22 protein-coding genes are annotated in these 22443 nt (G+C 65.2%); 13 read left to right on the top strand and 9 right to left on the bottom strand.

Translation table 11 applies throughout. The features are described 5' to 3' along the window. Nucleotides 1–4 precede the first annotated feature (4 nt). Entirely contained in the window at nt 5–844 is an 840-nt protein-coding gene (gene pyrF / locus QOL82_RS01595; protein ID WP_283440461.1) for an orotidine-5'-phosphate decarboxylase, read from the bottom strand. 200 nt (nt 845–1044) lie between these two features. Here pyrF and QOL82_RS01590 point away from each other — a divergent pair, with 200 nt between their 5' ends. The 3 genes from QOL82_RS01590 to QOL82_RS01580 are packed head-to-tail and all read left to right on the top strand — an operon-like array spanning nt 1045 to nt 2952. Next, on the top strand, nt 1045–1638 hold the full coding sequence (locus QOL82_RS01590; protein ID WP_283440460.1) for a LemA family protein: 594 nt from the start codon (nt 1045–1047) through the stop codon (nt 1636–1638). Then, nucleotides 1610–2452, top strand: coding sequence for a TPM domain-containing protein (locus QOL82_RS01585; protein WP_430438420.1), 843 nt, complete (start codon nt 1610–1612; stop codon nt 2450–2452). Before QOL82_RS01590 ends, QOL82_RS01585 begins: the two co-directional genes overlap by 29 nt. Continuing rightward, nucleotides 2452–2952, top strand: a complete 501-nt coding sequence (locus QOL82_RS01580; RefSeq protein WP_283440459.1) for a TPM domain-containing protein — start codon at nt 2452–2454, stop codon at nt 2950–2952. The genes QOL82_RS01585 and QOL82_RS01580 overlap by 1 nt, the downstream gene beginning before the upstream one ends. Nucleotides 2953–2964: 12 nt before the next feature. Here the strand turns inward: QOL82_RS01580 and dacB are convergent, their stop codons facing one another. Beyond that, nucleotides 2965–4305: a D-alanyl-D-alanine carboxypeptidase/D-alanyl-D-alanine endopeptidase gene (gene dacB, locus QOL82_RS01575; protein WP_283440458.1), complete on the bottom strand. Its 1341-nt coding sequence runs from the start codon at nt 4303–4305 to the stop codon at nt 2965–2967. 169 nt (nt 4306–4474) lie between these two features. Here dacB and QOL82_RS01570 point away from each other — a divergent pair, with 169 nt between their 5' ends. The 3 genes from QOL82_RS01570 to lhpI all read left to right on the top strand — a co-directional run bounded on the left by QOL82_RS01570 (nt 4475) and on the right by lhpI (nt 6542). Further along, on the top strand, nt 4475–4933 hold the full coding sequence (locus tag QOL82_RS01570; protein WP_283440457.1) for a MarR family winged helix-turn-helix transcriptional regulator: 459 nt from the start codon (nt 4475–4477) through the stop codon (nt 4931–4933). Between the two features lie 148 nt (nt 4934–5081). Further along, nucleotides 5082–5501, top strand: coding sequence for an organic hydroperoxide resistance protein (locus QOL82_RS01565; RefSeq protein ID WP_283440456.1), 420 nt, complete (start codon nt 5082–5084; stop codon nt 5499–5501). 90 nt (nt 5502–5591) lie between these two features. Further along, nucleotides 5592–6542, top strand: coding sequence for a bifunctional Delta(1)-pyrroline-2-carboxylate/Delta(1)-piperideine-2-carboxylate reductase (gene lhpI, locus QOL82_RS01560; protein WP_283440455.1), 951 nt, complete (start codon nt 5592–5594; stop codon nt 6540–6542). Nucleotides 6543–6564: 22 nt separating this feature from the next. Here lhpI and QOL82_RS01555 read toward each other — a convergent pair whose 3' ends face one another. The 3 genes from QOL82_RS01555 to QOL82_RS01545 are packed head-to-tail and all read right to left on the bottom strand — an operon-like array spanning nt 6565 to nt 10345. Then, on the bottom strand, nt 6565–8823 hold the full coding sequence (locus QOL82_RS01555) for a xanthine dehydrogenase family protein molybdopterin-binding subunit (RefSeq protein WP_283440454.1): 2259 nt from the start codon (nt 8821–8823) through the stop codon (nt 6565–6567). Continuing rightward, nucleotides 8820–9815, bottom strand: coding sequence for an FAD binding domain-containing protein (locus tag QOL82_RS01550; RefSeq protein WP_283440453.1), 996 nt, complete (start codon nt 9813–9815; stop codon nt 8820–8822). Before QOL82_RS01550 ends, QOL82_RS01555 begins: the two co-directional genes overlap by 4 nt. Beyond that, complete coding sequence (locus tag QOL82_RS01545) at nt 9812–10345, bottom strand: (2Fe-2S)-binding protein (protein WP_283440452.1); 534 nt, start codon at nt 10343–10345, stop codon at nt 9812–9814. The genes QOL82_RS01550 and QOL82_RS01545 overlap by 4 nt, the downstream gene beginning before the upstream one ends. Here QOL82_RS01545 and QOL82_RS01540 point away from each other — a divergent pair. From QOL82_RS01540 to groL, 3 genes are all read left to right on the top strand, one after another. Next, nucleotides 10344–10529 carry a hypothetical protein gene (locus QOL82_RS01540; RefSeq protein ID WP_283440451.1) on the top strand — a complete coding sequence of 62 codons (186 nt, stop codon included), beginning with the start codon at nt 10344–10346 and terminating at the stop codon, nt 10527–10529. The two genes, QOL82_RS01545 and QOL82_RS01540, sit on opposite strands and share 2 nt — an antisense overlap. A 228-nt stretch (nt 10530–10757) precedes the next feature. After that, complete coding sequence (groES, locus tag QOL82_RS01535) at nt 10758–11048, top strand: co-chaperone GroES (protein WP_194712855.1); 291 nt, start codon at nt 10758–10760, stop codon at nt 11046–11048. A 111-nt stretch (nt 11049–11159) separates the two neighbouring features. Continuing rightward, nucleotides 11160–12815 (top strand): chaperonin GroEL, encoded by a 1656-nt coding sequence (gene groL, locus QOL82_RS01530; protein ID WP_283440450.1) that lies wholly within the window; start codon nt 11160–11162, stop codon nt 12813–12815. Nucleotides 12816–12914: 99 nt separating this feature from the next. On the opposite strand, the gene QOL82_RS01525 is transcribed toward groL, so the two are convergent. The 4 genes from QOL82_RS01525 to QOL82_RS01510 all read right to left on the bottom strand — a co-directional run bounded on the left by QOL82_RS01525 (nt 12915) and on the right by QOL82_RS01510 (nt 17151). Further along, nucleotides 12915–14636: a hypothetical protein gene (locus tag QOL82_RS01525; protein WP_283440449.1), complete on the bottom strand. Its 1722-nt coding sequence runs from the start codon at nt 14634–14636 to the stop codon at nt 12915–12917. A gap of 10 nt (nt 14637–14646) precedes the next feature. Then, a complete protein-coding gene (locus tag QOL82_RS01520) occupies nt 14647–15096 on the bottom strand; it encodes a CesT family type III secretion system chaperone (protein ID WP_283440448.1) in 450 nt (149 codons plus the stop codon). Nucleotides 15097–15224: 128 nt separating this feature from the next. After that, nucleotides 15225–16151 (bottom strand): ribosome biogenesis GTPase YlqF, encoded by a 927-nt coding sequence (gene ylqF / locus QOL82_RS01515; protein WP_283440447.1) that lies wholly within the window; start codon nt 16149–16151, stop codon nt 15225–15227. 61 nt (nt 16152–16212) lie between these two features. Next, complete coding sequence (locus tag QOL82_RS01510; protein WP_283440446.1) at nt 16213–17151, bottom strand: histone deacetylase family protein; 939 nt, start codon at nt 17149–17151, stop codon at nt 16213–16215. Nucleotides 17152–17368: 217 nt separating this feature from the next. On the opposite strand from QOL82_RS01510, the gene QOL82_RS01505 reads away from it, so the two are divergent. From QOL82_RS01505 to mltB, 4 genes are read left to right on the top strand one after another with little or no spacing between them, the layout of a single operon-like run. Then, nucleotides 17369–18289: an AAA family ATPase gene (locus tag QOL82_RS01505; protein WP_283440445.1), complete on the top strand. Its 921-nt coding sequence runs from the start codon at nt 17369–17371 to the stop codon at nt 18287–18289. 7 nt (nt 18290–18296) lie between these two features. Further along, nucleotides 18297–19286: a DUF58 domain-containing protein gene (locus QOL82_RS01500; RefSeq protein ID WP_283440444.1), complete on the top strand. Its 990-nt coding sequence runs from the start codon at nt 18297–18299 to the stop codon at nt 19284–19286. Then, the gene (locus QOL82_RS01495) at nt 19283–21325 is read left to right on the top strand and encodes a transglutaminase TgpA family protein (RefSeq protein WP_283440443.1); all 2043 of its coding nucleotides are present in this window, start codon (nt 19283–19285) and stop codon (nt 21323–21325) included. Before QOL82_RS01500 ends, QOL82_RS01495 begins: the two co-directional genes overlap by 4 nt. Next, the gene (gene mltB, locus QOL82_RS01490; RefSeq protein WP_283440442.1) at nt 21322–22416 is read left to right on the top strand and encodes a lytic murein transglycosylase B; all 1095 of its coding nucleotides are present in this window, start codon (nt 21322–21324) and stop codon (nt 22414–22416) included. The genes QOL82_RS01495 and mltB overlap by 4 nt, the downstream gene beginning before the upstream one ends. The last annotated feature ends 27 nt before the right edge of the window (nt 22417–22443 follow it).

Genomic DNA, 22443 nt, shown 5'->3' with positions numbered 1-22443 from the left:
GGCGCTAGCCGGCGGCCAGGCCGCGCTCGCGGTTGATCGCGTCGCGGGTCTCGCAGGCGACGCGACGCGCCGCCTGGTCGAAGGTCTCGCCGCTGCCCGCGAGCGGCTGCGCATACAGGATGGCCCGCGAGGAATTGATCATCATGCCGGCGCCGTGGCCGTCGCGGCCGGCGGCCACCGTGGCGGCGATGTCCCCGCCCTGCGCGCCGATGCCCGGCACCAGCAGCGGCATGTCGCCGACGATGGCCCTCACCTGCGCCAGTTCGCCGGGAAAGGTGGCGCCGACCACCAGGCCGCATTGCCCGTTGCGGTTCCACTTTTCCGCGACCAGCCGCGCGACGTGCTGGTACAGCGGCCGGCCGTCGACCTGCATGAACTGCAGGTCGGAGCCGCCCGGATTGGACGTGCGGCACAGCACGATGACCCCCCTGTCCTGCCATTCCATGTAAGGCGCCACCGAGTCGGCGCCCATGTACGGATTGACCGTCACCGCGTCCGCGTCATAGCGTTCGAACGCTTCCCGCGCATACTGTTCGGCGGTGGCGCCGATGTCGCCGCGCTTGGCGTCCAGCACCAGCGGCAGGTCCGGGTGATGCGTGCGGATGTATTTGCACAGCGCCTCGAGCTGGTCCTCCGCCCGCAGCGCGGCGAAGTAGGCGATCTGCGGCTTGAAGCTGCAGGCGGCGTCGGCGGTGGCGTCGACGATGGACTTGCAGAATTCGAATATCCCGTCCGGCCGCCCCTGCAGGTGGGCAGGAAACCTCGACACGTCCGGGTCCAGTCCGACGCACAGCAGGGAGTTGCGGGTGCGCCATGCGGACGATAACTTTTCTGTAAAACTCACGGTAAACCTTGGCTGGAATGGGTGAAATGTCCACGATCAAGCTTGCTTGCATCAGACGCGCACATTGTAACTTGCCATGTTATGTTTCGGACATCATCGCGCCCGCGCAGTGAGCAAGCGCCTTTACGGACCGTCCCGGCATCCGGACCAGGCGGGAAGCCCTCTCCCGGACGCATCACCAATCGATAAGGAAAATTTCTATGAAAACATGGCTGTCATGGCTTAGCGCCGCACTCTTCGCCGTCCTGCTTTCCGGCTGCGGCTACAACCAGTTCCAGAGCAGCGACGAAGCGGTCAAGGCAGCCTGGGGCGAAGTGGTGAACCAGTACCAGCGGCGCGCCGACCTGGTGCCAAATCTGGTCAACACGGTCAAGGGTTATGCCTCCCATGAGCGCGAGACCCTGGAAGCGGTGACCAAGGCGCGCGCCGCCGCCACCAGCATCCAGGTGACCCCAGAGGTGCTGAACGACCCGCAGGCATTCGAGCGCTTCCAGCAGGCGCAGGGACAGCTGACGCAGGCGCTGTCGCGGCTGCTGGCGGTGTCGGAAAACTATCCGCAGCTCAAGGCCGACGGCCTGTTCCGGGACCTGCAGTCGCAGCTCGAAGGCACGGAAAACCGCATCACCGTCGCCCGCCAGCGCTACATCAAGGCGGTGCAGGACTACAACGTGCTGGCGCGCAGTTTCCCGACCAACCTGACGGCGAAGATGTTCGGCTACCCGGTGCGGCCGTCGTTCACCGTGGAAAATGAAAAAGCCATTTCCAATGCGCCAGCCGTCAACTTCGGCAAGTAAGGCCGGCATGGTCGCGCGCTGGCTGGCCGGACTGGGCCTGGCATTCTGCGTGCTGCTTGCAGGCGCGCAGGACCTGAAGCCGGTGCCGCCGCTGCAGACGCGCGTGACCGACACCATCGGCATGCTGACGCCGGCCCAGCGCGACACGCTGGAGAACGTGCTGAAGGAGCAGGAGGAACGCACCGGCAACCAGGTCGCGGTGCTGCTGGTCGGCTCGACCGCGCCGGAGGCGATCGAGCAGTTCAGCATACGGGTGGCGGATGCATGGAAACTGGGCCGCAAGGGCGTGGACGACGGCGTGATCCTGGTGGTCGCGCGGGACAACACGCCGGCGCTGCGCCGGCTGCGCATCGAGACCGGGCGCGGCGTGCAGGGTTCGCTGACCGACGCCCAGTCGCGCCGCATCCTGGAGGAAGTGATCGCGCCGCATTTCCGACAGAACGACTTTTACGGCGGGCTGTCGGCCGGCGTTTCCGCCATCACCGCGCTGATCGACAAGGAAAACCTGCCGGCGCCGGCGCCCCGCGCGCAGCAAACAGGCGGCGAGGAAGGCATCGGCTCATGGCTGCCCTTCCTGCTGTTCGGGCTGTTCTTCATCGTGCCGATGTTCATGCGGGGCGGCCGTCGCCGCAACCGGCTGGGCGGCAATGACTGGGGACGCAATGCCGGCATCATCGTCGGCAGCGCGATCGGCAACAGCATCGGCAGCCGCGGCGGATTCGGCGGCGGCGGTTTTGGCGGCGGCGGTGGCGGCGGTGGATTTTCCGGCGGCGGCGGCGGATTCGACGGCGGCGGCGCTTCGGGGAACTGGTGATGACAAACTTGAAAAGACTGTGGCGGCACCTGACGACCACGCAGGCCAGCGGACGCCGGGCTTTCTCCAAGGAGGTGCTGGCCGACATCCAGCAGACCATCGCCGAGGGCGAACGGCTGCACCGGGCCGAGGTGCGCCTGATCATCGAGCCGGCGATGCCGCTCGATGACGTGCTCGAAAACCTTCATCCGCGCGCGCGTGCGCGCATGCTTTTCTCGGATTACCGGGTCTGGGACACCGAGGAAAATTGCGGCGTGCTGATCTACCTGAACCTGGCCGACCACCAGGTGGAAATCGTGGCCGACCGCGGCGTTGGCCGCCTGGTGCAGCCCGAAGAGTGGCAGGCGGTCTGCGACACCATGATAGGCCACCTGAAGCGCGGCGCTTTCCGCGACAGCACGGTCGCGGCGCTCAGCCAGCTCAACGAGCTGCTGCACCGGAAGCTGCCGGCCACCGGCGAACGCGTCAACCAGCTGTCGGACAAGCCCATCATCCTCTGAGCCCGGCCAGGCTCAGCCCCGCTCGTATATCCATTGCACCAGCAGGTCCAGCGGCTCGCGGGCCGCGCCGGCATTCGGGTGATTGACGATGCAGACCACCGCATACCATTTGCCCGAGGCGGCCATCACATAGCCGGCGATCGCGCGCACGCCGTCCAGGCTGCCGGTCTTGATGTGCGCGCGGCCGGCGACGGGCTTGTCCCGGAGCCGCTTGCGCATGGTGCCGTCATTCGCCACCAGCGGCAGCGAGGCGATGAATTCGGGCATGGTCGGCGAGTTGTAGCCGGCCAGCAGCACCCGGCCCATGGTAATGGCGGAGATGCGCTCGCTGCGCGACAGGCCGGAACCGTTGTCCAGGACCAGGTCGGGCGCATCGATGCCCTTGCCCATCAGCCAGCCGCGCACCGCGGCGGCGCCGCCTTCCGGATTGGCCGGCGCCGGCGAGGCCTCGCTCGCCATCGTCAGCAGCAGCTGGCGGGCCATCACGTTGTTGCTGAACTTGTTGATGTCGGTGATCACCTGGGTCAGCGGCGCGGATTGCCACTCGGCGACCAGGCGCGCATCGGCAGGCAGCAGGCCGTCGCGGACCTGCCCGCCCAGCGTGCCGCCCATCTCGGTCCAGAGCCGGCGGAACACCGCGCCGAAGAAGGCAGCGCGGCTCATCTGGTAGGGATGCGCATACAGCACGTTTTCACCGCAGGCATACGGGTAAGTGCCGTCGATGGCGATGCCCTGGTCGGTCAGGCTGGGCGCGAGGTTGGCGTTCCAGTTGCCGCACTCCCCTTCGACCAGCACGGGGCCGCTGACGGGCAGCCCGGACACCGGCGGCTCGACGCTGACGCGGGCCTTGCCGCTGGCCTGGTCCGGCGTCAGGCGCAGCGCGAACGCATGGTAGTTGAGCAGCAGCGCATCGGGGCCGGCATTGTACGGTTTGAGCGGCGCGCCGTCGAACTGGGCGGCGTCGAACGGCCGCGTCTCGAAGCGGCTATGGTCCAGCACCAGGTCGCCGCTGATCTGGCGTATGCCCTTCTCGCGAAGCTGGCGCAGGAACAGCCACAGGCTTTCCACGTTGAGGCGCGGGTCGCCGCCGCCGCGGATGACGAGGTCGCCTTCGAGGACGTCGCCGCGCTGCGGGCCGGCCGCATAGGCGCCGGTTTTCCAGGTATAGGTCGGCCCCAGCAGCTGCAGCGCGGCCTGCGTCGTCACCAGCTTCAGCGTGGACGCGGGATTGAGCGGCGCCAGCGCGTTCGACGACACCAGCGTGCGGCCCGCGATGACTTCCTGCGCATAGGCGCCGACGGCGCTCGACGGTATGCCGGCGTGGCGCAATGCCTGGGTTACGCTGGCAGGCAATTCCTGCGCGGCTGCGCCGCCGCAGGCAAAAACCAGGACAATGGCGGCTTGGAGTCTGAATGAAATTCGCATACGATCCGGAGTAATTCGGAAGAGTAAAAAACGGCAAGGCTAACACGACCGGTTTTTATCGCCGCTGCCGGCGCACCGTTCAAATCAAGGAATCACGATGTCCAAACCTTCCAAGAGCCCGGACAGCATACTGGCCCTGGATAGTCAGTTCTGCTTCGCGCTCTATTCGGCCTCGCTGGCCATGACCAAGACCTACAAGCCGCTGCTCGACAAGCTCGGCCTGACCTATCCGCAATACCTGGTGATGCTGGTGCTGTGGCAGGAGGACGGCCTGCTGGTGAAGACCATAGGCGAGAAGCTGTTCCTCGACTCCGGCACGCTGACGCCGCTGCTCAAGCGGCTGGAGGCATCCGGCCTGATCGTTCGCGCCCGCGACACGGAAGACGAGCGCCAGGTCCGGATCACGCTGACGCGCGAGGGCCGCGCGCTGAAGCGGCGTGCGCAGGACATACCGCAGCAGGTGCTGTGCGCCAGCGGCCAGTCCGAACAGGCGGTGACGGGACTGCGCGCGCAGCTGGCGCTGATACGCGACGGCCTGGTCCGCAACAAGGAATAAGCCGGTCCGGGCTGCCGGGGGCGTCGACGTCAAGGCAGACCGCCACGCTATCGGCGGCACAGATAAATTCAATTGCACACAATTTAATTTTACGTTATCTTGTGTCCTTCGAACGCAGCACCCCATTTCCAACGACACGGAGAAAGCCATGCAAGTACTCTATACCGCGCACGCCACTGCAACCGGAGGCCGCGACGGCCGCGCAACGTCCGACGACAAGCACCTGGATGTCGCGCTGAATACGCCCAAGGAACTCGGCGGCGCCGGCGGCGCGGGCACCAACCCCGAGCAGCTGTTCGCGGCTGGCTATGCGGCATGCTTCCTGTCCGCGATGAAATTCGTCGCCGCCCACACCAAGGTGCAGCTGCCGGCCGAGACCGCCGTCAATGCGGAAGTCGGCATCGGCCCGAACGACAAGGGCGGCTTCGGCCTGGCGGTGAGCCTGCAGGTAGCGCTGCCCGGCATGGCCGCCGATGCGGCGCAGGCGCTGGTGAACAAGGCGCATGAAGTCTGCCCCTACTCCAATGCCACCCGCAACAACATCGACGTTGGCCTGACCATCGGCTAATCACTGTCCTGACCAGGGCTGCGCCCCCGCGGATTGACGCCGCCGGGGCGCTTCGCTACGCTGACGCTTCCCCAGCGACCGGCACACTCCATGATTCCCTACCTCGACGCGGCGCAGCTTGCCGCCGCGCTGCCTTATCCAGTCCTCATCGAAGCCCTGCGCGATGCATTCCGCACCGGCGCCGAAACGCCGCGGCGACACGTGCACCCGATTTCCCCCGACCATGACGCTGTCCTCCTGCTGATGCCGGTATGGCAGCCGGAACGCCATGCCGGCGTCAAGCTGGTGACCGTCGCGCCGCGCAATCCGCAACGCAATCTGCCCACCGTGCATTCGATCTTCATGCTGTTCGACAGCGCGACCGGCGCGCCGGTATGCCAGATGGATGGCGAGGAGCTGACGCTGCGCCGCACCGCTGCCGCATCCGCGCTGGCATCGTCCTACCTGTCGCGAGCCGACAGCAGCAGCCTGCTGATCGTCGGCACAGGCTCGCTTGCGCCTTACATGGCGGCCGCGCATTGCGCGGCGCGGCCGATCCGCCGCATTACCGTATGGGGACGTTCGCCGGACAAGGCGGCCCGTACCGCCGCATCCATACGCCAGCGCCTCGGCGACGACACGATCGACGTGCTGACCGCGCAAGACCTGGAGCCGGCGGCCGGAAGCGCGGACATCATCAGCTGCGCGACCACCAGCACCGTTCCCGTGGTCCGCGGACGATGGCTGCGGCCGGGTACCCACGTCGACCTGGTCGGCGGCTTCCGCCCGAACATGCGCGAGGCCGACGATGCGCTGATGGCCAAAGCGGACGTGTTCGTCGACACCTTCAACGGCGCGCTGGCCGAAGCCGGCGACCTGCTGCAGCCGATCGAAGCAGGCTGCCTGGCGCGCGACGACATCCGCGCCGAGCTGGCCGACCTCTGCGCCGGCAGGCATCCGGGACGCACCGACGCGGCGCAGCTGACGCTGTTCAAATCGGTCGGCACCGCGCTCGAGGACCTGTGCGGCGCCAACCTTGCCTGGGACTTCCACCACCCGTGAGCAAGCGGCGGAATGCTGCCGCCTACACCGTCTTGTCCAGCGTGATCGGCAGGTCCCGCACGCGCTTGCCGGTGGCATGGAACACCGCGTTGGCCACCGCCGCGGCCACGCCGACGATGCCGATCTCGCCCATCCCCTTCGCGCCCAATGGGTTGACGATGTCGTCATGCTCCTCGACGAACACGACGTCGATGTCGGGAATGTCGGCATTGACCGGGATATGGTATTCCGCGAAGCTGTGGTTCATGAAGCGACCCAGCGCATGGTCGGTCAGGGTTTCCTCGTGCAGCGCCATGCCGATGCCCCAGACCACGCCGCCGACGATCTGGCTGCGCGCGGCTTTCGGGTTGATGACGCGGCCGCCGGCAATGGCGCTGACCACGCGCTTCACGGCCACGGTGCCGAAGTCCTCGTCCACCTCGACCTCGACGAACACGGCCGAATGGGTCTGCATCGTGTACTGCTTCTGCTTCTTCTCAGGCGACTGGTCGACCGTTTCCTCGATGCGGTGCAGCCCGTCGCTGCGCATGATGTCGGAAATGGCAAGCGACTTGTCAGGCTGGCCCGCCAGCTGCACCCTGCCCCCGGTCCATTCGACCTCGTCCGCGCCAGCCTTGGCCAGCGGCGAGTCCGGCATCGCGCGGGCGATGGTGAACAGCTTCTTGCGGATGTTTTCGCAGACCGATTTGACCGCCGAGCCTACCGACGACACGGTCCACGAGCCGCCTTCCAGCGGCGCCTGCGGCAGCGACGAATCGCCGAGCGTGAAGACGACGTTCTCGAGCGGCAGCCCCAGCGTGTCGGCGGCGATCATGGTCATCGCGGTATAGGTGCCGGTGCCGATGTCGGCGGTCGCCGACGACACCGCCAGCTTGCCGTCGGCCGACAGCACCGCCTTGGCGCTGGCCGGCTGCTGCATCGCGTCCCAGAAGCCACCGGCCATGCCCCACCCGACCAGCGTCTTGCCGCGCCGCATGGAACGCGGCGCAGGGTCGCGCTTGCCCCAGCCGAATTTCGCCGCGCCCTGCTCGTAGCAGGCCTTCAGTTCCTTGCTCGAAAACGGCTTGCCGGTGTTCTGGTCCTTCTCGGCATAGTTCATCAGGCGCAAGGCGACCGGGTCGACATGCACCGCATGCGCCAATTCGTCCATCGCCGACTCCAGCGCATAGACGCCCAGCGTCGCGCCGGGAGCGCGCATGTCCAGCGGCGTGTAGACGTCCAGCGCGGCGACCTTGTAGTCGAGGGTGACGTTGTCGCACTGGTAAGCCGAGCCGGACCAGTTGACCACCACCTCGATATAGTCCTCGAAGCGCGAGGTTTCAGCCACCGCCGCATGCTTGAGGGCCAGCAGCTTGCCGGTCTTGTCCGCGCCCAGCGCGATCTGGTGGCGCGACGCCGGCCGGTGGCCGAAGCTGAACATCTGCTGGCGGGTCAGCACGACCCGCACCGAGCGCTTCATTTCCTGCGCCGCCAGCACGGCCAGGAACAGCTGGTACTGCGGCCGCAGGCCGGAACCGAAGGCGCCGCCGACGAACGGTGAAATCACCCTCACCTGCTCCGGCTTCAGGCCGAACACGCCGGTCACATACTGCTGCGTGTTGAGCACGCCCTGGGTCTTGTCGTAGATGGTCAGGCTGCCGTCGGCGTCGACCATCACCGTGCTCGCATGCATTTCCATCGGGTTGTGATGCTCGACCGGCGTGGAATACTCGGCCAGCACATTGATCTCGGCTTTCTTGAGCGCCGCATCGGCGTCGCCGCGCGGCTTGGGCGGCGGCTGGAAGCCGTCCTTGCCCTGGCGCGGATGGTAGGCGTCTGCCTGCACCGCATCGAGATCGGTCTGGTGGGACGTGGCCTTGTAGCTCACCTTCACCAGCGCCGCGCCGTGCCGGGCCGCCTCGAAACTGGTGGCCAGCACCAGCGCCACCGGCTGGCCGCTGTAGATGATCTTTTCATCGTAGAGCGCCCGGAACGGCGAACCGGACGGCGTGTCGTCGTCGCGGTAGCTGCGGTCGAACCGCGGCAGGGGCGGACGGTTTTCATGGGTCATCACGTGCAGCACGCCGTCCACCGCCAGCGCAGCGGCGGCATCGATCGCGCTGATCTCGCCGTGCGCAATCGCGCCGGACACCACGACGCCGTACAGCAGGTCTTCCGCCGCGAATTCCGCAGCGTACTGCGCCTGGCCGGTGACTTTCAGCCGGCCGTCGACGCGACTGGTCGGCATGCCGATGCGGCCTTCCATGCCCTTGCCGTTCATTTCACTGGTAGTGGTCTTCATTCCGCGGACTCCATGGCAACGGCTCGCTGCAGCGCGCGCACAATGGTGCGCCTGGCGAGATTGATCTTGAATGCATTGTGTTCGAGCGCCTGCGCATCCTGCAGCACGGCGTCGGCAAATGCCTGGAACTGCTCGTCGCTGGCCTTCTTGCCCACCAGCAGCGCCTCGGCCTCGCGGTTGCGCCACGGCTTGTGCGCAACCCCGCCAAGCGCGACCGCGGCCGACCGCACCGTGTCGCCATCCATCTCCAGCCCGGCGGCCACCGAGACCAGCGCGAACGCATACGACTGGCGGTCGCGGACCTTGATATAGCTGTGATGCTGCGCATAGCCCTGCGCCGGCAGTTCGACGGCGGTGATGATTTCGTCCGGCGCCAGCGAGGTGTCGATGTCCGGCGTGTCGCCGGGAAGCTGGTGGAACTGTTCGAACGCGATTTGCCGTTCGCCGCGCGGCCCGTTCACGTGCACGACCGCGTCGAGCGCCGCCAGCGCCACGCACATGTCGGACGGATGCACGGCAACGCAGCTTTCGCTGGCGCCGAGGATCGCGTGGATACGGTTGACGCCGGTGCGCGCCGGGCATCCCGAGCCCGGCTCGCGCTTGTTGCAGGCGGTCCCGGTATCGTAAAAGTAATAGCAGCGGGTGCGCTGCAGCAGGTTGCCGCCGGTCGACGCCATGTTGCGCAACTGCGGCGACGCGCCGGCCAGTACCGCGGTCGACAGCAGCGGATAAGCCTGCGACACCTTGTCGTCATAGGCAAGGTCGGCATTCGACACCATCGCGCCGATGCGCAGCCCGCCATTGCCCGCGTCCTCGATCTTCGACAGCGGGAGATGGGTGATGTCGATCAGCATGCGCGGCCGGGTCACATCCTCCTTCATCAGGTCCAGCAGGTTGGTGCCGCCGGCGATGAAGCGGGCATGCTCGTTCCCGGCTATCTTGGCAAGCGCGTCGGCAACGCTGTCGGCGCGCGCGAGTTCGAACTGGTTCATGGTGTCTCCGTTGTCTTGGTGTCAGCCTGCGCCTGGCGCACCGCGGCGACGATGTTCGGATAGCAGCCGCAGCGGCAAAGGTTGCCGCTCATTAATTCGCGGATTTCGTCATCGGTCTGCGCACGTCCTTCGGCGATCAGGCCGACCGCCGAGCAGATCTGCCCCGGCGTGCAGTAACCGCACTGGAAAGCATCCTGGTCGATGAACGCCTGCTGCACCGGGTGCAGGCTGTCGCCTTCCGCCAGTCCTTCCACCGTCCTGATGTCGCAGCCATCCTTCATTGCCGCCAGCGTCAGGCAGGAATTGATGCGCTTGCCGTCGACCAGCACCGTGCAGGCGCCACACTGGCCATGGTCGCAGCCTTTCTTGGTGCCGGTCATCTGCAGGTCTTCCCGCAGCAGGTCGAGCAGCGTGGTCCATGGCGCGGCGGCGACTTCGCGGCGGCTGCCGTTGAGGGTCAGCACGATCTTGTGAAGGCCGGGATTCGGCGGAATGTGTCCCTGCGGGACGGCGTCTGTGGAAGTGGTCATGATCATCCTGGAAAGGTGCTGGGGACAAGGAACAAGGGACAAGGGACAAGGGACAAGGGACAAGACGCGTGGCTTGCTGGCGGACGCGGCGTATCGTGCAACCCTATCTGCCCGAACCGGCTTCGACGATCAGAAAATGCCTCGCAATGCTGTAGGAAACCCGGCAATTCGGCGCGATATTTGACGAAACGCCTGTCCGCGAGCAGGGTCCGTTCATCGGCTGGATGGCCCAGCTGCTTTATTTCTTCTAGACGCCGACCTTGAAAAGTACCACTACCGCCCCTATACTTGGCACTCACCGACGGAGAGTGCTAATAATTTCCTCGGACCGTCGTATTTCGTGGCTGGTTGCCGTTTCAGATGCGCAGCCGGCCGTATCGCATCAATTACTGTCAATTATTTAGGAGTTTGTATGGCACTTCGTCCTTTGCACGATCGCGTCATCGTCAAGCGCCTCGACCAGGAAACCAAAACTGCGTCCGGCATCGTTCTCCCTGAAACCGCGGCTGAGAAGCCTGATCAGGGCGAAGTCCTGGCAGTCGGCAACGGCAAGATCCTCGAAGGCGGCCAAGTCCGTCCGCTCGACGTCAAGATCGGCGACCGCGTGCTGTTTGGCAAGTATTCCGGACAGACCGTCAAGATCAATGGCGAAGAACTGCTCGTCATGCGCGAGGAAGACATCCTTGCCATCGTCCAGCAGTAATGCAGACTTCCATGCGCCAGGCAGGCTGCCGGCCATGGACAGGACAGCGGCCGGCAACTTCCGGCGCTGTCCGCTGCAACCCCAATCAAGAACACTCAAGGAGTAATACACATGGCTGCTAAAGACGTAGTATTTGGCGACAGCGCACGCGCCAAGATGGTTGAAGGCGTCAACATCCTGGCCAACGCGGTCAAGGTGACCCTGGGCCCGAAAGGCCGTAACGTGGTTCTGGAGCGTTCGTTCGGCTCGCCTACCGTCACCAAGGACGGTGTGTCGGTCGCGAAAGAGATCGAGCTCAAGGACAAGCTGATGAACATGGGCGCCCAGATGGTCAAGGAAGTGGCATCCCGCACCAGCGACAACGCTGGCGACGGCACCACCACCGCAACCGTGCTGGCGCAAGCCATCGTCCGCGAAGGCATGAAGTATGTCGCCGCCGGCATGAACCCGATGGACCTGAAGCGCGGCATCGACAAGGCTGTCACCGCCCTGGTCGAAGAAGTGCGCCTGCTGGCACGTCCTTGCACCACCACGAAGGAAATCGCTCAAGTCGGCTCGATCTCGGCCAACAGCGACAGCTCCATCGGCGACCGTATCGCCGAAGCGATGGAAAAAGTCGGCAAGGAAGGCGTCATCACCGTTGAAGACGGCAAGTCGCTGAATGACGAACTCGACATCGTCGAAGGCATGCAGTTCGACCGCGGTTACCTGTCCCCGTACTTCATCAACAACCCGGACAAGCAGTCGGTCATCCTGGAAAACCCGTTCATCCTGCTGTTCGATAAAAAGATCTCGAACATCCGTGACCTGCTGCCGGTGCTGGAGCAAGTCGCCAAGGCTGGCCGTCCGCTGCTGATCATCGCCGAAGACATCGAAGGCGAAGCGCTGGCAACCCTGGTTGTGAACAACATCCGCGGCATCCTGAAGACCTGCGCAGTCAAGGCCCCTGGCTTCGGCGACCGTCGCAAGGCCATGCTGGAAGACATCGCCATCCTGACCGGCGGCCAGGTCATCGCTGAAGAAGTCGGCCTGACGCTGGAAAAAGTCACTCTGAACGACCTCGGCCAGGCCAAGCGCATCGAAGTGGGCAAGGAAAACACCACCGTGATCGACGGCGCCGGCCAGTCCGCCACCATCGAAGCCCGCGTCAAGCAGGTCCGCGTGCAGATCGAGGAAGCAACGTCCGACTACGACCGTGAAAAGCTGCAGGAACGCGTTGCCAAGCTGGCAGGCGGCGTTGCAGTGATCAAGGTTGGCGCTGCCACCGAAGTCGAAATGAAGGAAAAGAAAGCCCGCGTCGAAGATGCGCTGCACGCTACCCGCGCTGCAGTTGAAGAAGGCATCGTTCCTGGCGGCGGCGTCGCGCTGCTGCGCGCTCGCGCCAACGTCCATGTCAAGGGCGACAACCCTGACCAGGAAGCCGGCATCAAGATCGTCATGCGTGCGATCGAAGAGCCGCTGCGCATGATCGTCCAGAACGCCGGTGAAGAAGCGTCGGTCGTGGTCGCCAAGGTGCTGGAAGGCACGGGCAACTTCGGCTACAACGCTGCGAACGACACCTACGGCGACATGGTCGAGCAAGGCGTGCTGGATCCAGCCAAGGTCACCCGCACCGCGCTGCAGAATGCCGCGTCGATCGCTGGCCTGATGCTGACCACCGACTGCACCGTTGTCGAACTGGCTGAAGACAAGCCAGCACTCGGCGCCGGCGGCATGGGCGGCATGGGCGGCATGGGTGGTATGGGCGGCATGGACGGCATGATGTAATTGCCTTCCGGCCTGCTGTAAGAAAAGCCCCCGATACGTCGGGGGCTTTTTATTTGCTCGCGAAAAAACGGGCCTGGCGGGCTGTTTATCAGGCTTGCACTATGCGCCGCTGAATTTAAGCGCCAGCATCCGGGTTAATTGCGCCGTCACCATTTCGATATTTTTTTCGTGAGTATCGCTGCTTCGCGCAAGGCTTTTCAGAAGCGCCATATCGATTTCATTGAAATTCAGCGCGGTAAAAAGCGCATCGCGCTCCGCTTCCTTTCCCGCTGTATCCGGCGTGGCGACCAGGGAAGTTGAAAGTGCATGCAACAGAAAAAACTTGTTCTCGGGATTTTGCGACAGGTTCCCGAACGGATCGACCATCCTGTTACCGGGAACGGACTGGTATTTGTTGAAATCTTCTTCCTCCTTCTTTTCCCTCCGGACGAGGTCGGCCGCTCTCACCGAACGGGCAATCAGAAAGGTAAAGAAGGCAGCCAGGACGATGCCGGCTGTCAGCCCGATGATGAGTGGCGCCGCATAAACGATGGAAAGCGCGATCGCCGCAATGGCTGCAATGCCGATTGCAATGAACACCGCGGCCTTGAATATCCGGAAAAAGGAGAATCCCTGCTCGTAGTGTTCATCCTGAATTTTCTTTCCAAGCATTCCCGCAACGCCTTTCGCCAGCAAGGCCATTTCGGGCATCGTCATTTCCCGAAACGCGGCGGCTATCTGTTTTCCGAGCGCGACGCCATGGTCGATTCTTTGCTGGCATCTGGCGACGACGACTATGCCGTGCACGAGATCGAGGACATTGGCGACCAGGGCCATCGTCATTTCAGCGACAGCGGTTCCCACCAATTCCAGATTATTGACGGCGATTTTTGTGGACGCCAACTGCTTGTACGCGGTTTCATTTCCCGCAACCGCGCCGCCGAACCGCAGCCATTCCTTTGCGGTCGCCGCCGCCGAGACCGCGCTGGCAAACCTTGCCTCTCCCGCGACCTGGTCCAGCTTGCCGATCACCGCCATGAACTGTCCGTACGCTTCGGCCTCCTCCGGGCTGACCGGAGTGGATGCCTGCACCTTTTGGAAGAAGGATGCCGCTTTATCCCTGGCGTTGATGAGTTCGCCAAGCAGGCTGGACCGGCTGTTTCCACGCGCTAGCGCGCTTTCCGTCGCCGTCACCGTGGAATAGAACCCGAGCAACAGTTCAAGCGACACCATCACGATCGAGAAAATCGGATCAGCATGGGAACGGCTTGCTTCCTGCACGATGGGTTGGACAGCAGAAACTAATGAATGCACCGCCGACGCGCTGAAATAAGTCAGCCGCCCTGCCTGGTCCAGATGGCTTTTTTGCGCGGGAAATGCTTTTTTCAACTGCGCGACGATCGTGTTGAAAATGAATATCGTCCCGGCAATTGCGGTTACCGGGCTCATTCCCCCCTGCGTGCAATGAACCAGACCGGAACAGACATCGGCAGGCCTGGTGACTTCATTAGTCGACCCGAAATTGATGAACGAGCCAAGAAACCTGGAAAAGGAAGTTGCCAGCCGCTCTCCGGCATCCGGCCTTGCTTCGAACCGGCCGCTTCCCGGGGATGTTTCCATCCACAGGCCACGCGATTCCAGCCTGGCCCTGGCATCATCAGCGAACTTGAAATAGTACGCGTGGCGCGCTATTTCCTTTTGCTCCGCGGATTCCCGCTTCAGATATTTTTGCGGCAGCAATTCGTCATCGATTCTTCCGTGGTCCCGAATATCCGGGGCAGAAACGGGATGCTCGGCATGGTAATAATGCGACAGGTCGGCATTCAGGGTCATTGCTTGCATTTGCCGCTCCTTAAACGAAACCGCGGTCCAGCATTACGGGCGCTTCCATGCCGTCGATGTCGGATGCATCAAGGCAGTCGACCCATGCCTTGATCACCGGCTTGAGCTGTATATCGAGCAAGGCGAACAAACTCGTTTCCTTGCGCAGCACGGCCATCGACGGATGCAGCATCAGCAATGCATGACCGTTCTTCTGACTGATGCCCAATGCGGGGAGATGGCGGGACTGATTCGCGCAATTAAATTCGAGCATCATGCGCAGCATGGCTGGAGGAAAACCGTGTCCAGGCTGGCCGAGGTCGAGAGTGATCCGGCATTGATCCGAATCCGGGAGGTAGTGCAGCCAGGCTAGGCGGCCGTGGATGGAAAAGGCATTGCCCCTGACGATGGACAGGCTGTCTGGCAGGCCAGCCTGCCGGCAGAAACCTTCGGCGATCTGCCGGAATTCGGATATGCCCATGTGATCTCCCATACTCTCGCTGCAGAGCGATTTCGCAGCGGCCTCGTTCAGCGCAGGCTGCGAAATGGGTGGCACGGGATTTTTGTTCGTTCCACAGCCGCCATGGACAACGGCGGTGGAAAATTGCCTTAGCGCGCGTCGTCCTGTTCGTCTTCGTCGATGGCTTCCGCGGCCTCGCCCAGCGACGGCGACGGCTTGTATGACGCCAGCAGCGCCACGCGGCTTTCCGGCGTTTCCAGGCTGACCCGGCCGATGGCGCCGCTGCGGTAATCCTGCAGCAGCGTATGGGCGGCTTTCTCGAGATCGAGCTCGCCGCCCTTCAGGCGATAGGCGCGGCGCTTGGCGATGCCTTCGATGACGCTGACGCCGTCGATGCCCTCGGTCGGGAAGCCGAAGCGGGCGCTGATCAGCGGTGCGTAGCGCATGAGCAGCACGTCGGCCAGGAAAGTCGCCACTTCCTCCTCGATCAGCGCATTGCTGCCGATCGCGTGGCTGGCTGCCAGCATCAGGCCGTCGCTCGGATGCTCGATCTTCGGCCACATCATGCCGGGCGTATCGATCAGCACGATGTTATTACCCAGGTAGAGCCGCTGCTGGATCTTCGTGACCGCCGGTTCGTCGCCCACCTTGGCGACCCGCTTCTTCAGCAGCGCATTCATCAGCGTCGATTTGCCGACGTTGGGGATGCCCATGATCATGATGCGCAGCGGCTTCAGCGCGGTGCCCCGGTTGGGCACCAGTTTCAGGCAAAGCTGCGCGATCTTTGCAACGTCGGACGGCTTCTTGCAGGAAAGCGCGACCGCGTTGACATCCTTCTGCCGGTTGTAATGCGCAATCCACGCGCTGGTGGCGGCGGGGTCGGCGAGGTCGGCCTTGTTCAGGATCTTCAGGCAGGGCCGCTGGCGGAATACGCGCAGCTTTTCGATCATCGGATTGCTGCTGGCCTGCGGTATGCGCCCGTCCAGCACTTCGATCACCATGTCGACCTTCTCCATGGATTCTTCCGCCTTCTTGCGGGCGGCGTTCATGTGACCGGGGAACCATTGAATGGACATTCGTGCGCTTCTTTCGAAATGAAGGCGGTATTCTACCCGCAGCGGCGCCCGCGCCCCGGCTTTACTCCAGGTCGGCCAGCGCCTTCAGGTGCGCGACGACGCTGCGGCCGAGCGCCGACAGGCTGTATCCGCCTTCCAGGCAGCTGACGATGCGGCCCTGCGAAAACTCCTTCGCCACCGCCATCACCTGCCGCGTGATCCATGCATAGTCGGCTTCGACCAGGCTCATCTGGCCCATGTCGTCCTCGCGGTGCGCATCGAAACCGGCGGAGATGAATATCATCTGCGGCCGGAAGCTGCGCAGCGCCGGCAGCCACAGGTCGGTCACCAGCCGACGGATCTTTTCGCCGTCGCTGTAGGCGGCGACCGGCACATTGACCATGTTGGGATTGAACTGGGATTCGCCGCCGACGCCGGTGTACGGATAGAACGGATGCTGGAAAAAGCTCACCATCATCACCCGCGGCTCGTACAGGAAGGCTTCCTCGGTGCCGTTGCCATGGTGGACGTCGAAGTCCACGATGGCCACCCGTTCCAGCCCGTGCACCTCGAGCGCATGCCGGGCGGCGATCGCGACATTGTTGAACAGGCAGAAACCCATGGGCTCGGACGGCCGCGCATGGTGGCCGGGCGGGCGCACCGCGCAGAACGCATTGTCGAGTTCGCCGGCGATGACCGCGTCGGTCGCCGCCACCGCGGCGCCGGCGGCGCGCAATGCCGCCTGCCAGCTGTGCGCATTGAGCAGCGTGTCGCCATCGATCGGGTAATACTCGCCGGCGGCCGGCACGTTGTCGCGGATCCGGGCAATGGCGTCGGCATGGTGGACCCGCCCGATGTCGGACAGGTCGGCCAGCGGCGCCTCGCGGTGGTCGATGCAGGTGTCGATACGGCTGGCGATGAGCTGGTCTTCGATCGCCTGCAGCCTGGCGGGAGACTCCGGGTGCCAGCTGCCCATTTCATGGGCCAGGCAATCGGTATGGCAATAAATGGCAGTGGTCATTTTGAGGAACGCTGTCGTCACGTTCTCGCATAGAATGCCCTAGTTTAACGAAAAACAGCAGGTCCGCATGTCATTTCCGCTACTTCGGCCGGCGCAGCCGGCAATAGGGGAAAAGAAAATCGAAAACCGGCCGTAATACTGAAGAGGCGCGCTACGCGCAAGGACAAGGCCGGCACTGCCGCTGATGTTTTCCCCTTTTTACTCCGCAGGAAAATCTATGTATTCCAGGATCCATGCCGTCGCCGCCCAGGTCGGACAGGTCATCGTCGGCAAAGAGTCCCAGGTCCGCCAGGCGCTGGTGTGCCTGCTGGCCGGCGGCCACCTGCTGATCGAGGACGTGCCCGGCGTCGGCAAGACCACGCTGGCGCAGGCGCTGGCGACCTCGCTGGGGCTGAAGTTCAACCGGGTGCAGTTCACCAGCGACCTGCTGCCGGCCGACATCATCGGCATCTCGGTGTTCGACCGCGAAAAGAACGGTTTTTCCTTTCATCCGGGCCCGGTCTTCACCCAGGTGCTGCTGGCCGACGAGATCAACCGGGCCACGCCGAAAACCCAGTCCGCGCTACTCGAAGCGATGGAAGAGCGCCAGGTCTCGGCCGATGGCGTCACCCGCGAGCTGCCCGACCCGTTCTTTGTGATCGCCACCCAGAACCCGAGCCACCAGATCGGCACGTTCCAGCTGCCGGAATCGCAGCTGGACCGCTTCCTGATGTGCCTGTCGCTGGGCTACCCGGACGCCGCCGCCGAGCGCGCGCTGCTGATGGGCGAGGACCGGCGCGCGATGGTGCGCGCGATGACTCCGGCGATGACGCCCGGCGAACTCGGCGACGCCCGCGCCGCGCTGCGCGACGTGCATGCGTCCGCCGCGCTGGTCGGCTACGTGCAGGCGCTGGTGCATGCATCGCGCCAGAACGGCCTGTTCGCCGAGGGCCTGAGCCCGCGCGCGGCCATCGCGCTGCTGCAGGCGGCCCGCGCCTGGGCGGCCCTGGAGGGCCGCAACCATGTGCTGCCGGAGGACGTGCAGGCCGTGCTGGTGCCGGTCGCCGCGCATCGGCTGCGGCCGGTGCGCGCCGCCGGCGGCAGCGTGGCGTCGAGCCGCGACCTGGTGCTGCAGCTGATGAAATCCGTCCCGGTCTGACGCCGCCATGCTTGCCGCACTGACGCATGGCCTGCGCGACACGACATCGCGCTGGCTGTTCAGGCTCAACGGGGCCGAAGCCGGCGAGGTGGTGCTGGGCCAGCGCCGCGTCTTCATCCTGCCCACCCGCGCCGGCCTCGGCTTTGCGCTGCTGCTGATCCTGCTGTTCATCGGCGCGGTCAACTACAACCTGGCGATGGGCCTGGCGCTGACCTTTTTCCTGACCAGCACGGCGCTGGTCGCCATGCACCTGACGTTCCGCAACCTGGCCTACCTGCACCTGGCGCCGGGACGGGCCAACCCGGTGCATGCCGGCGAAGAGGCGCAGTTCGAACTGCACCTGTCGAACCGCCGCCGCCATGGCCGCTACGCGGTCTGGGTCGGGTTCACCGGCGACGGCATGCCGCGCAGGGAACAGCCGTTCGACATTCCGGCCGAAGGCGCCTGCCTGGTGACGCTGCAGGCGCCGGCCGTGCGCCGCGGCTGGCTGGACGCGCCGCGCATCAAGCTGCACACCAGTTTCCCGCTGGGCCTGCTGCGGGCCTGGAGCTACTGGCATCCGGCGCAGCGGGTACTGGTGTATCCGCAGCCGGAAGAACATGCGCCGCCGCTGCCGGCGGCGGAAGCGATGCCCGGCGACGACCGCGGCGGCGCCGGGCAGGACGACTTCGCCGGCGTGCGCGCCTACCAGGCCGGCGACTCGATGAAGCGGCTGGCCTGGCGCCAGATCGCGCGCCTGGGCCGGGACGGCGCGCTGGTCAGCAAGCATTTCGAAGGCGGCGCGGCGAGCGAGATGCGTCTCGATTTCGCTGCCCTGCCCGCGTCCATCGATATCGAGACCCGGCTGTCGCGGATGACCCGGTGGGTGATCGAGGCCGAAACCCGCAACCTGCCCTATGCATTCAGGCTGGGCGGGTTTTCCAGCCCGGCGGCGCTCGGCGGCGCCCACCGCGAAGCCTGCCTGCGGGCGCTGGCCCTGTACGGTGCCGACGCATGAAGCGCAACGCACTGCATGCGGCCAGCCTGCGCGAACAGTTGTCGCGCGGCCTGTCCAGGGACAAATCCGACACCCTGCTGCTGATCGGCGCCTGCGCGCTGGTCATGATCCCGCATGCCTGGCACCTGCCGGCCTGGGTCACGCTGGCGGCCGGCGCGCTGCTGCTGTGGCGCGGCTGGATCACCTTCCGCGGCAACCGGATGCCGGCGCGCTGGCTGCTGCTGCCGGTGGCGCTGGTGCTGATGATGGGCGTCTACCAGAGCTACCGCACCTTCCTCGGCCGCGAGGCGGGCGTCTGCATGCTGGTGCTGCTGCTGGCGCTGAAGCTGCTGGAGATGCGGGCGCGGCGCGACCTGTTCGTCGTGGTCTTCCTCAGCTTCTTCGTCCTGCTGACCAACTTCTTTTATTCGCAGACCATCGCCACCGCGCTGCTCGCGGCGGCCGGCGTGATCGCCATCCTGAGCGCGCAGATGTCCTTCCAGTTCACCGGCGCCCATCCGCCGCTGCGGGAGCGGCTGGGCATGGCGCTGCGCCTGTTCCTGCTGGCCGCGCCGCTGACGCTGGTGCTCTTCGTTTTCTTCCCGCGCATCCAGGGGCCGTTCTGGGGCATGCCGGGCGATGCGACGGGCGCGCGCACCGGGCTGTCCGACAGCATGGAGCCGGGCAAGATCGCCGACCTGACGCTGTCGCCGGAAATCGCATTCCGCGTGCATTTCCTGGATGCCGCGCCGCCGCCGGCGAAGATGTACTGGCGCGGCCCGGTGCTGGGCAATTACGATGGCCGGCGCTGGCTCCCGCTGGCCGGGACCACGCTGCCGCCGTCGACCCGGGTCGCGGTCCGCGGCAAGCCGGTGCGCTACCAGGTCACGCAGGAACCCGGCAACCGGCAGTCGCTGTTCGCGCTCGACGTGCCGGTCTCGGTCCCGCAGCTTCCGCAGCACACGGTGCGCCTCCAGCCGGACATGCAGCTGCTTGCCGCGCAGGCCGTCACCGAGCGGGTGCGCTATGACGTCGCGTCGTCGCTGGACTACCAGCTGCAGGCCGACGAGTCGCCGGTGGTGCTGCGCGACTGGATGGAACTGCCGCCCGGCTTCAACCCGAAGACCCACGAATTCGCGACGCAGCTGCGCAGCCGGTCCGCCGATGACCTCGACATGGTCAATGCGGTGCTGCAGATGTTCCGCGAGCAGAAATTCAGCTACACATTGCGTCCGCCGCGCGTGGGCCGCAACGGCGTCGACGACTTCCTCTTTTCCACCCGCGCCGGGTTCTGCGAACACTATGCGGGCGCCTTCGTCGTGCTGATGCGCATCCTGGACATCCCGGCGCGGGTCGTCACGGGCTACCAGGGCGGGGAACTGAACCAGGTCGACGGCTATCTGACCGTCAGGCAATCCGATGCCCATGCATGGGCGGAAGTCTGGCTCGCCGGCCGCGGCTGGGTCAGGGTCGACCCGACCGCCGCCGTGGCGCCGGACCGCGTCGAGCGCAACCTGGCCGCGAACCGGCCGCGGGGCGAATTCGGCAACCTGCTGTTTTTCGATGCCGCCAGCGGACCATGGTCGGCGGCGCTGCAGAAGCTGCGCGACAACCGGGACGCCATCAACAATGCCTGGAACCAGTGGGTGCTGGACTATACGCCGGCGCGGCAGCGCGGCTTCCTGCAGTCGCTCGGCATCGACGACCCCGACTGGGGCACGCTGGCCGCGCTGGCGCTGACGCTGGGCGCCGCGGTCACCGCGCTCGTTGCGCTGCCGCTGGTGCGCAACCGCGAAAAGATGGACCCGGCGGAACGGCTGTACCGCAAGCTGTGCGCCGATCTGTCCAGGGCGGGCTGGCCGCGGGCCGCGCATGAAGGGCCGCTGAGCTACCGGACACGGCTGCGCGAGGCTGCGCTGCCGCCGGCCAGGCAGCGGGCGGCAATCGCCTTCCTGGAACTCTATGAATCCCTGCGTTACGGCATGCAGGACACGCCGAATGCGAAAAGTGCGCGCGCCGCACTTCACCAACTCAAATCCCTGTTAAAGCGATCCCGATGAATTCAAGTCGTTTGTTTCTGTCCCTCCTTGTTGCTTCCTCCTTCCTGAGCGGCTGCCAGACCCAGGCCGCCGAACCCGGCCAGCGCGCCGCCAAGGCCCGCAAGGTCGCGGTTGCCGCCGATGACGGCGGCGAATTCGCCAACTTCAGCCAGTGGCGCGACGTCAGCGCATTCATCGACGACATGGTGGTCCGCCACGGCTTCAGCCGGCCCGAACTGGAAAATGTGCTGGCCAGGGTGCGTTTCGTCGACAGCGCGATCCAGCTGATGAAACCGGCGCCGCCCGGCCGGCCGAAAAACTGGGCCGCCTACCGCGCCCGTTTCGTCGAGCCGGTGCGCATCGACGCCGGCGTCGCCTTCTGGAACGACTACGGCGACGCCCTCAACCGTGCCGAGCAGCAGTACGGCGTGCCGCCCGACATCATCGTCGGCATCCTCGGCGTGGAAACCGTCTACGGCCGCAACAAGGGCAACTTCCGCGTGATGGATGCGGTGACCACGCTGGCATTCGCCTATCCCGACACGCCGACGCGGACCGCCCGCATGGAATACTTCCGCGGCGAACTGGCCAACACGCTGTTATTTGCGCGGGAAAGCGGCATCGACCCGTTCTCGCTGCGCGGGTCGTATGCCGGCGCGGTCGGCTGGCCGCAGTTCATGCCCGGCAGCATACGCAGCTACGCGGTCGACTTCGACGGCGACGGCAAGGTCGACCTGCGCAATTCGCCGGTGGATGCGATCGGCAGCATCGCCAACTTCCTGGTCGCGCATGGCTGGAAGCGCGGCGAACCGACGGTGTTTCCGGCCAATCTCGACGCGTCGTCGGGCAATGGCTGGGAAATGTTCCTGAACCAGGGACTGGAAGCCAAGTTCCGGCTCGACGAGATCCGCACCGCCGGCATCCGGCCGACAGTGGAACCGCCGGCTGACATGCTGTTTGGCCTGGTCGACCTGCAAAACGGCGGCGCGCCGACCGAATACTGGCTGGGCGCGAATAATTTCTTTGCAATCACCCAGTACAACCGGAGCTTTTTCTACGCGATGTCCGTGATCGACCTCGGCCGCGCAGTGCGCGCCGCGCGCGGCGGCTGAGGCCTGCCGACGGACGGCTCGCGATGC

The sequence above is a fragment of the Noviherbaspirillum suwonense genome, from assembly GCF_900182955.1.
In the GTDB taxonomy this organism is placed as follows: domain Bacteria; phylum Pseudomonadota; class Gammaproteobacteria; order Burkholderiales; family Burkholderiaceae_D; genus Noviherbaspirillum_A; species Noviherbaspirillum_A suwonense.
Note: the sequence above shows the minus strand (reverse complement) of the source record. Positions and strands in the feature narration are given on the sequence as shown.

Bases quoted from the DNA above. Each gene is read 5' to 3' on its own strand.
- QOL82_RS01590 (WP_283440460.1), top strand. From the start codon at position 1,045: ATGAAAACATGGCTGTCATGGCTTAGCGCCGCACTCTTCGCCGTCCTG.
- QOL82_RS01585 (WP_430438420.1), top strand. From the start codon at position 1,610: ATGCGCCAGCCGTCAACTTCGGCAAGTAAGGCCGGCATGGTCGCGCGC.
- QOL82_RS01580 (WP_283440459.1), top strand. From the start codon at position 2,452: ATGACAAACTTGAAAAGACTGTGGCGGCACCTGACGACCACGCAGGCC.
- QOL82_RS01570 (WP_283440457.1), top strand. From the start codon at position 4,475: ATGTCCAAACCTTCCAAGAGCCCGGACAGCATACTGGCCCTGGATAGT.
- QOL82_RS01565 (WP_283440456.1), top strand. From the start codon at position 5,082: ATGCAAGTACTCTATACCGCGCACGCCACTGCAACCGGAGGCCGCGAC.
- lhpI (WP_283440455.1), top strand. From the start codon at position 5,592: ATGATTCCCTACCTCGACGCGGCGCAGCTTGCCGCCGCGCTGCCTTAT.
- QOL82_RS01555 (WP_283440454.1), bottom strand. From the start codon at position 8,823: ATGAAGACCACTACCAGTGAAATGAACGGCAAGGGCATGGAAGGCCGC.
- QOL82_RS01550 (WP_283440453.1), bottom strand. From the start codon at position 9,815: ATGAACCAGTTCGAACTCGCGCGCGCCGACAGCGTTGCCGACGCGCTT.
- QOL82_RS01540 (WP_283440451.1), top strand. From the start codon at position 10,344: ATGATCATCCTGGAAAGGTGCTGGGGACAAGGAACAAGGGACAAGGGA.
- QOL82_RS01545 (WP_283440452.1), bottom strand. From the start codon at position 10,345: ATGACCACTTCCACAGACGCCGTCCCGCAGGGACACATTCCGCCGAAT.
- groES (WP_194712855.1), top strand. From the start codon at position 10,758: ATGGCACTTCGTCCTTTGCACGATCGCGTCATCGTCAAGCGCCTCGAC.
- groL (WP_283440450.1), top strand. From the start codon at position 11,160: ATGGCTGCTAAAGACGTAGTATTTGGCGACAGCGCACGCGCCAAGATG.
- QOL82_RS01525 (WP_283440449.1), bottom strand. From the start codon at position 14,636: ATGCAAGCAATGACCCTGAATGCCGACCTGTCGCATTATTACCATGCC.
- QOL82_RS01520 (WP_283440448.1), bottom strand. From the start codon at position 15,096: ATGGGCATATCCGAATTCCGGCAGATCGCCGAAGGTTTCTGCCGGCAG.
- ylqF (WP_283440447.1), bottom strand. From the start codon at position 16,151: ATGTCCATTCAATGGTTCCCCGGTCACATGAACGCCGCCCGCAAGAAG.
- QOL82_RS01510 (WP_283440446.1), bottom strand. From the start codon at position 17,151: ATGACCACTGCCATTTATTGCCATACCGATTGCCTGGCCCATGAAATG.
- QOL82_RS01505 (WP_283440445.1), top strand. From the start codon at position 17,369: ATGTATTCCAGGATCCATGCCGTCGCCGCCCAGGTCGGACAGGTCATC.
- QOL82_RS01500 (WP_283440444.1), top strand. From the start codon at position 18,297: ATGCTTGCCGCACTGACGCATGGCCTGCGCGACACGACATCGCGCTGG.
- QOL82_RS01495 (WP_283440443.1), top strand. From the start codon at position 19,283: ATGAAGCGCAACGCACTGCATGCGGCCAGCCTGCGCGAACAGTTGTCG.
- mltB (WP_283440442.1), top strand. From the start codon at position 21,322: ATGAATTCAAGTCGTTTGTTTCTGTCCCTCCTTGTTGCTTCCTCCTTC.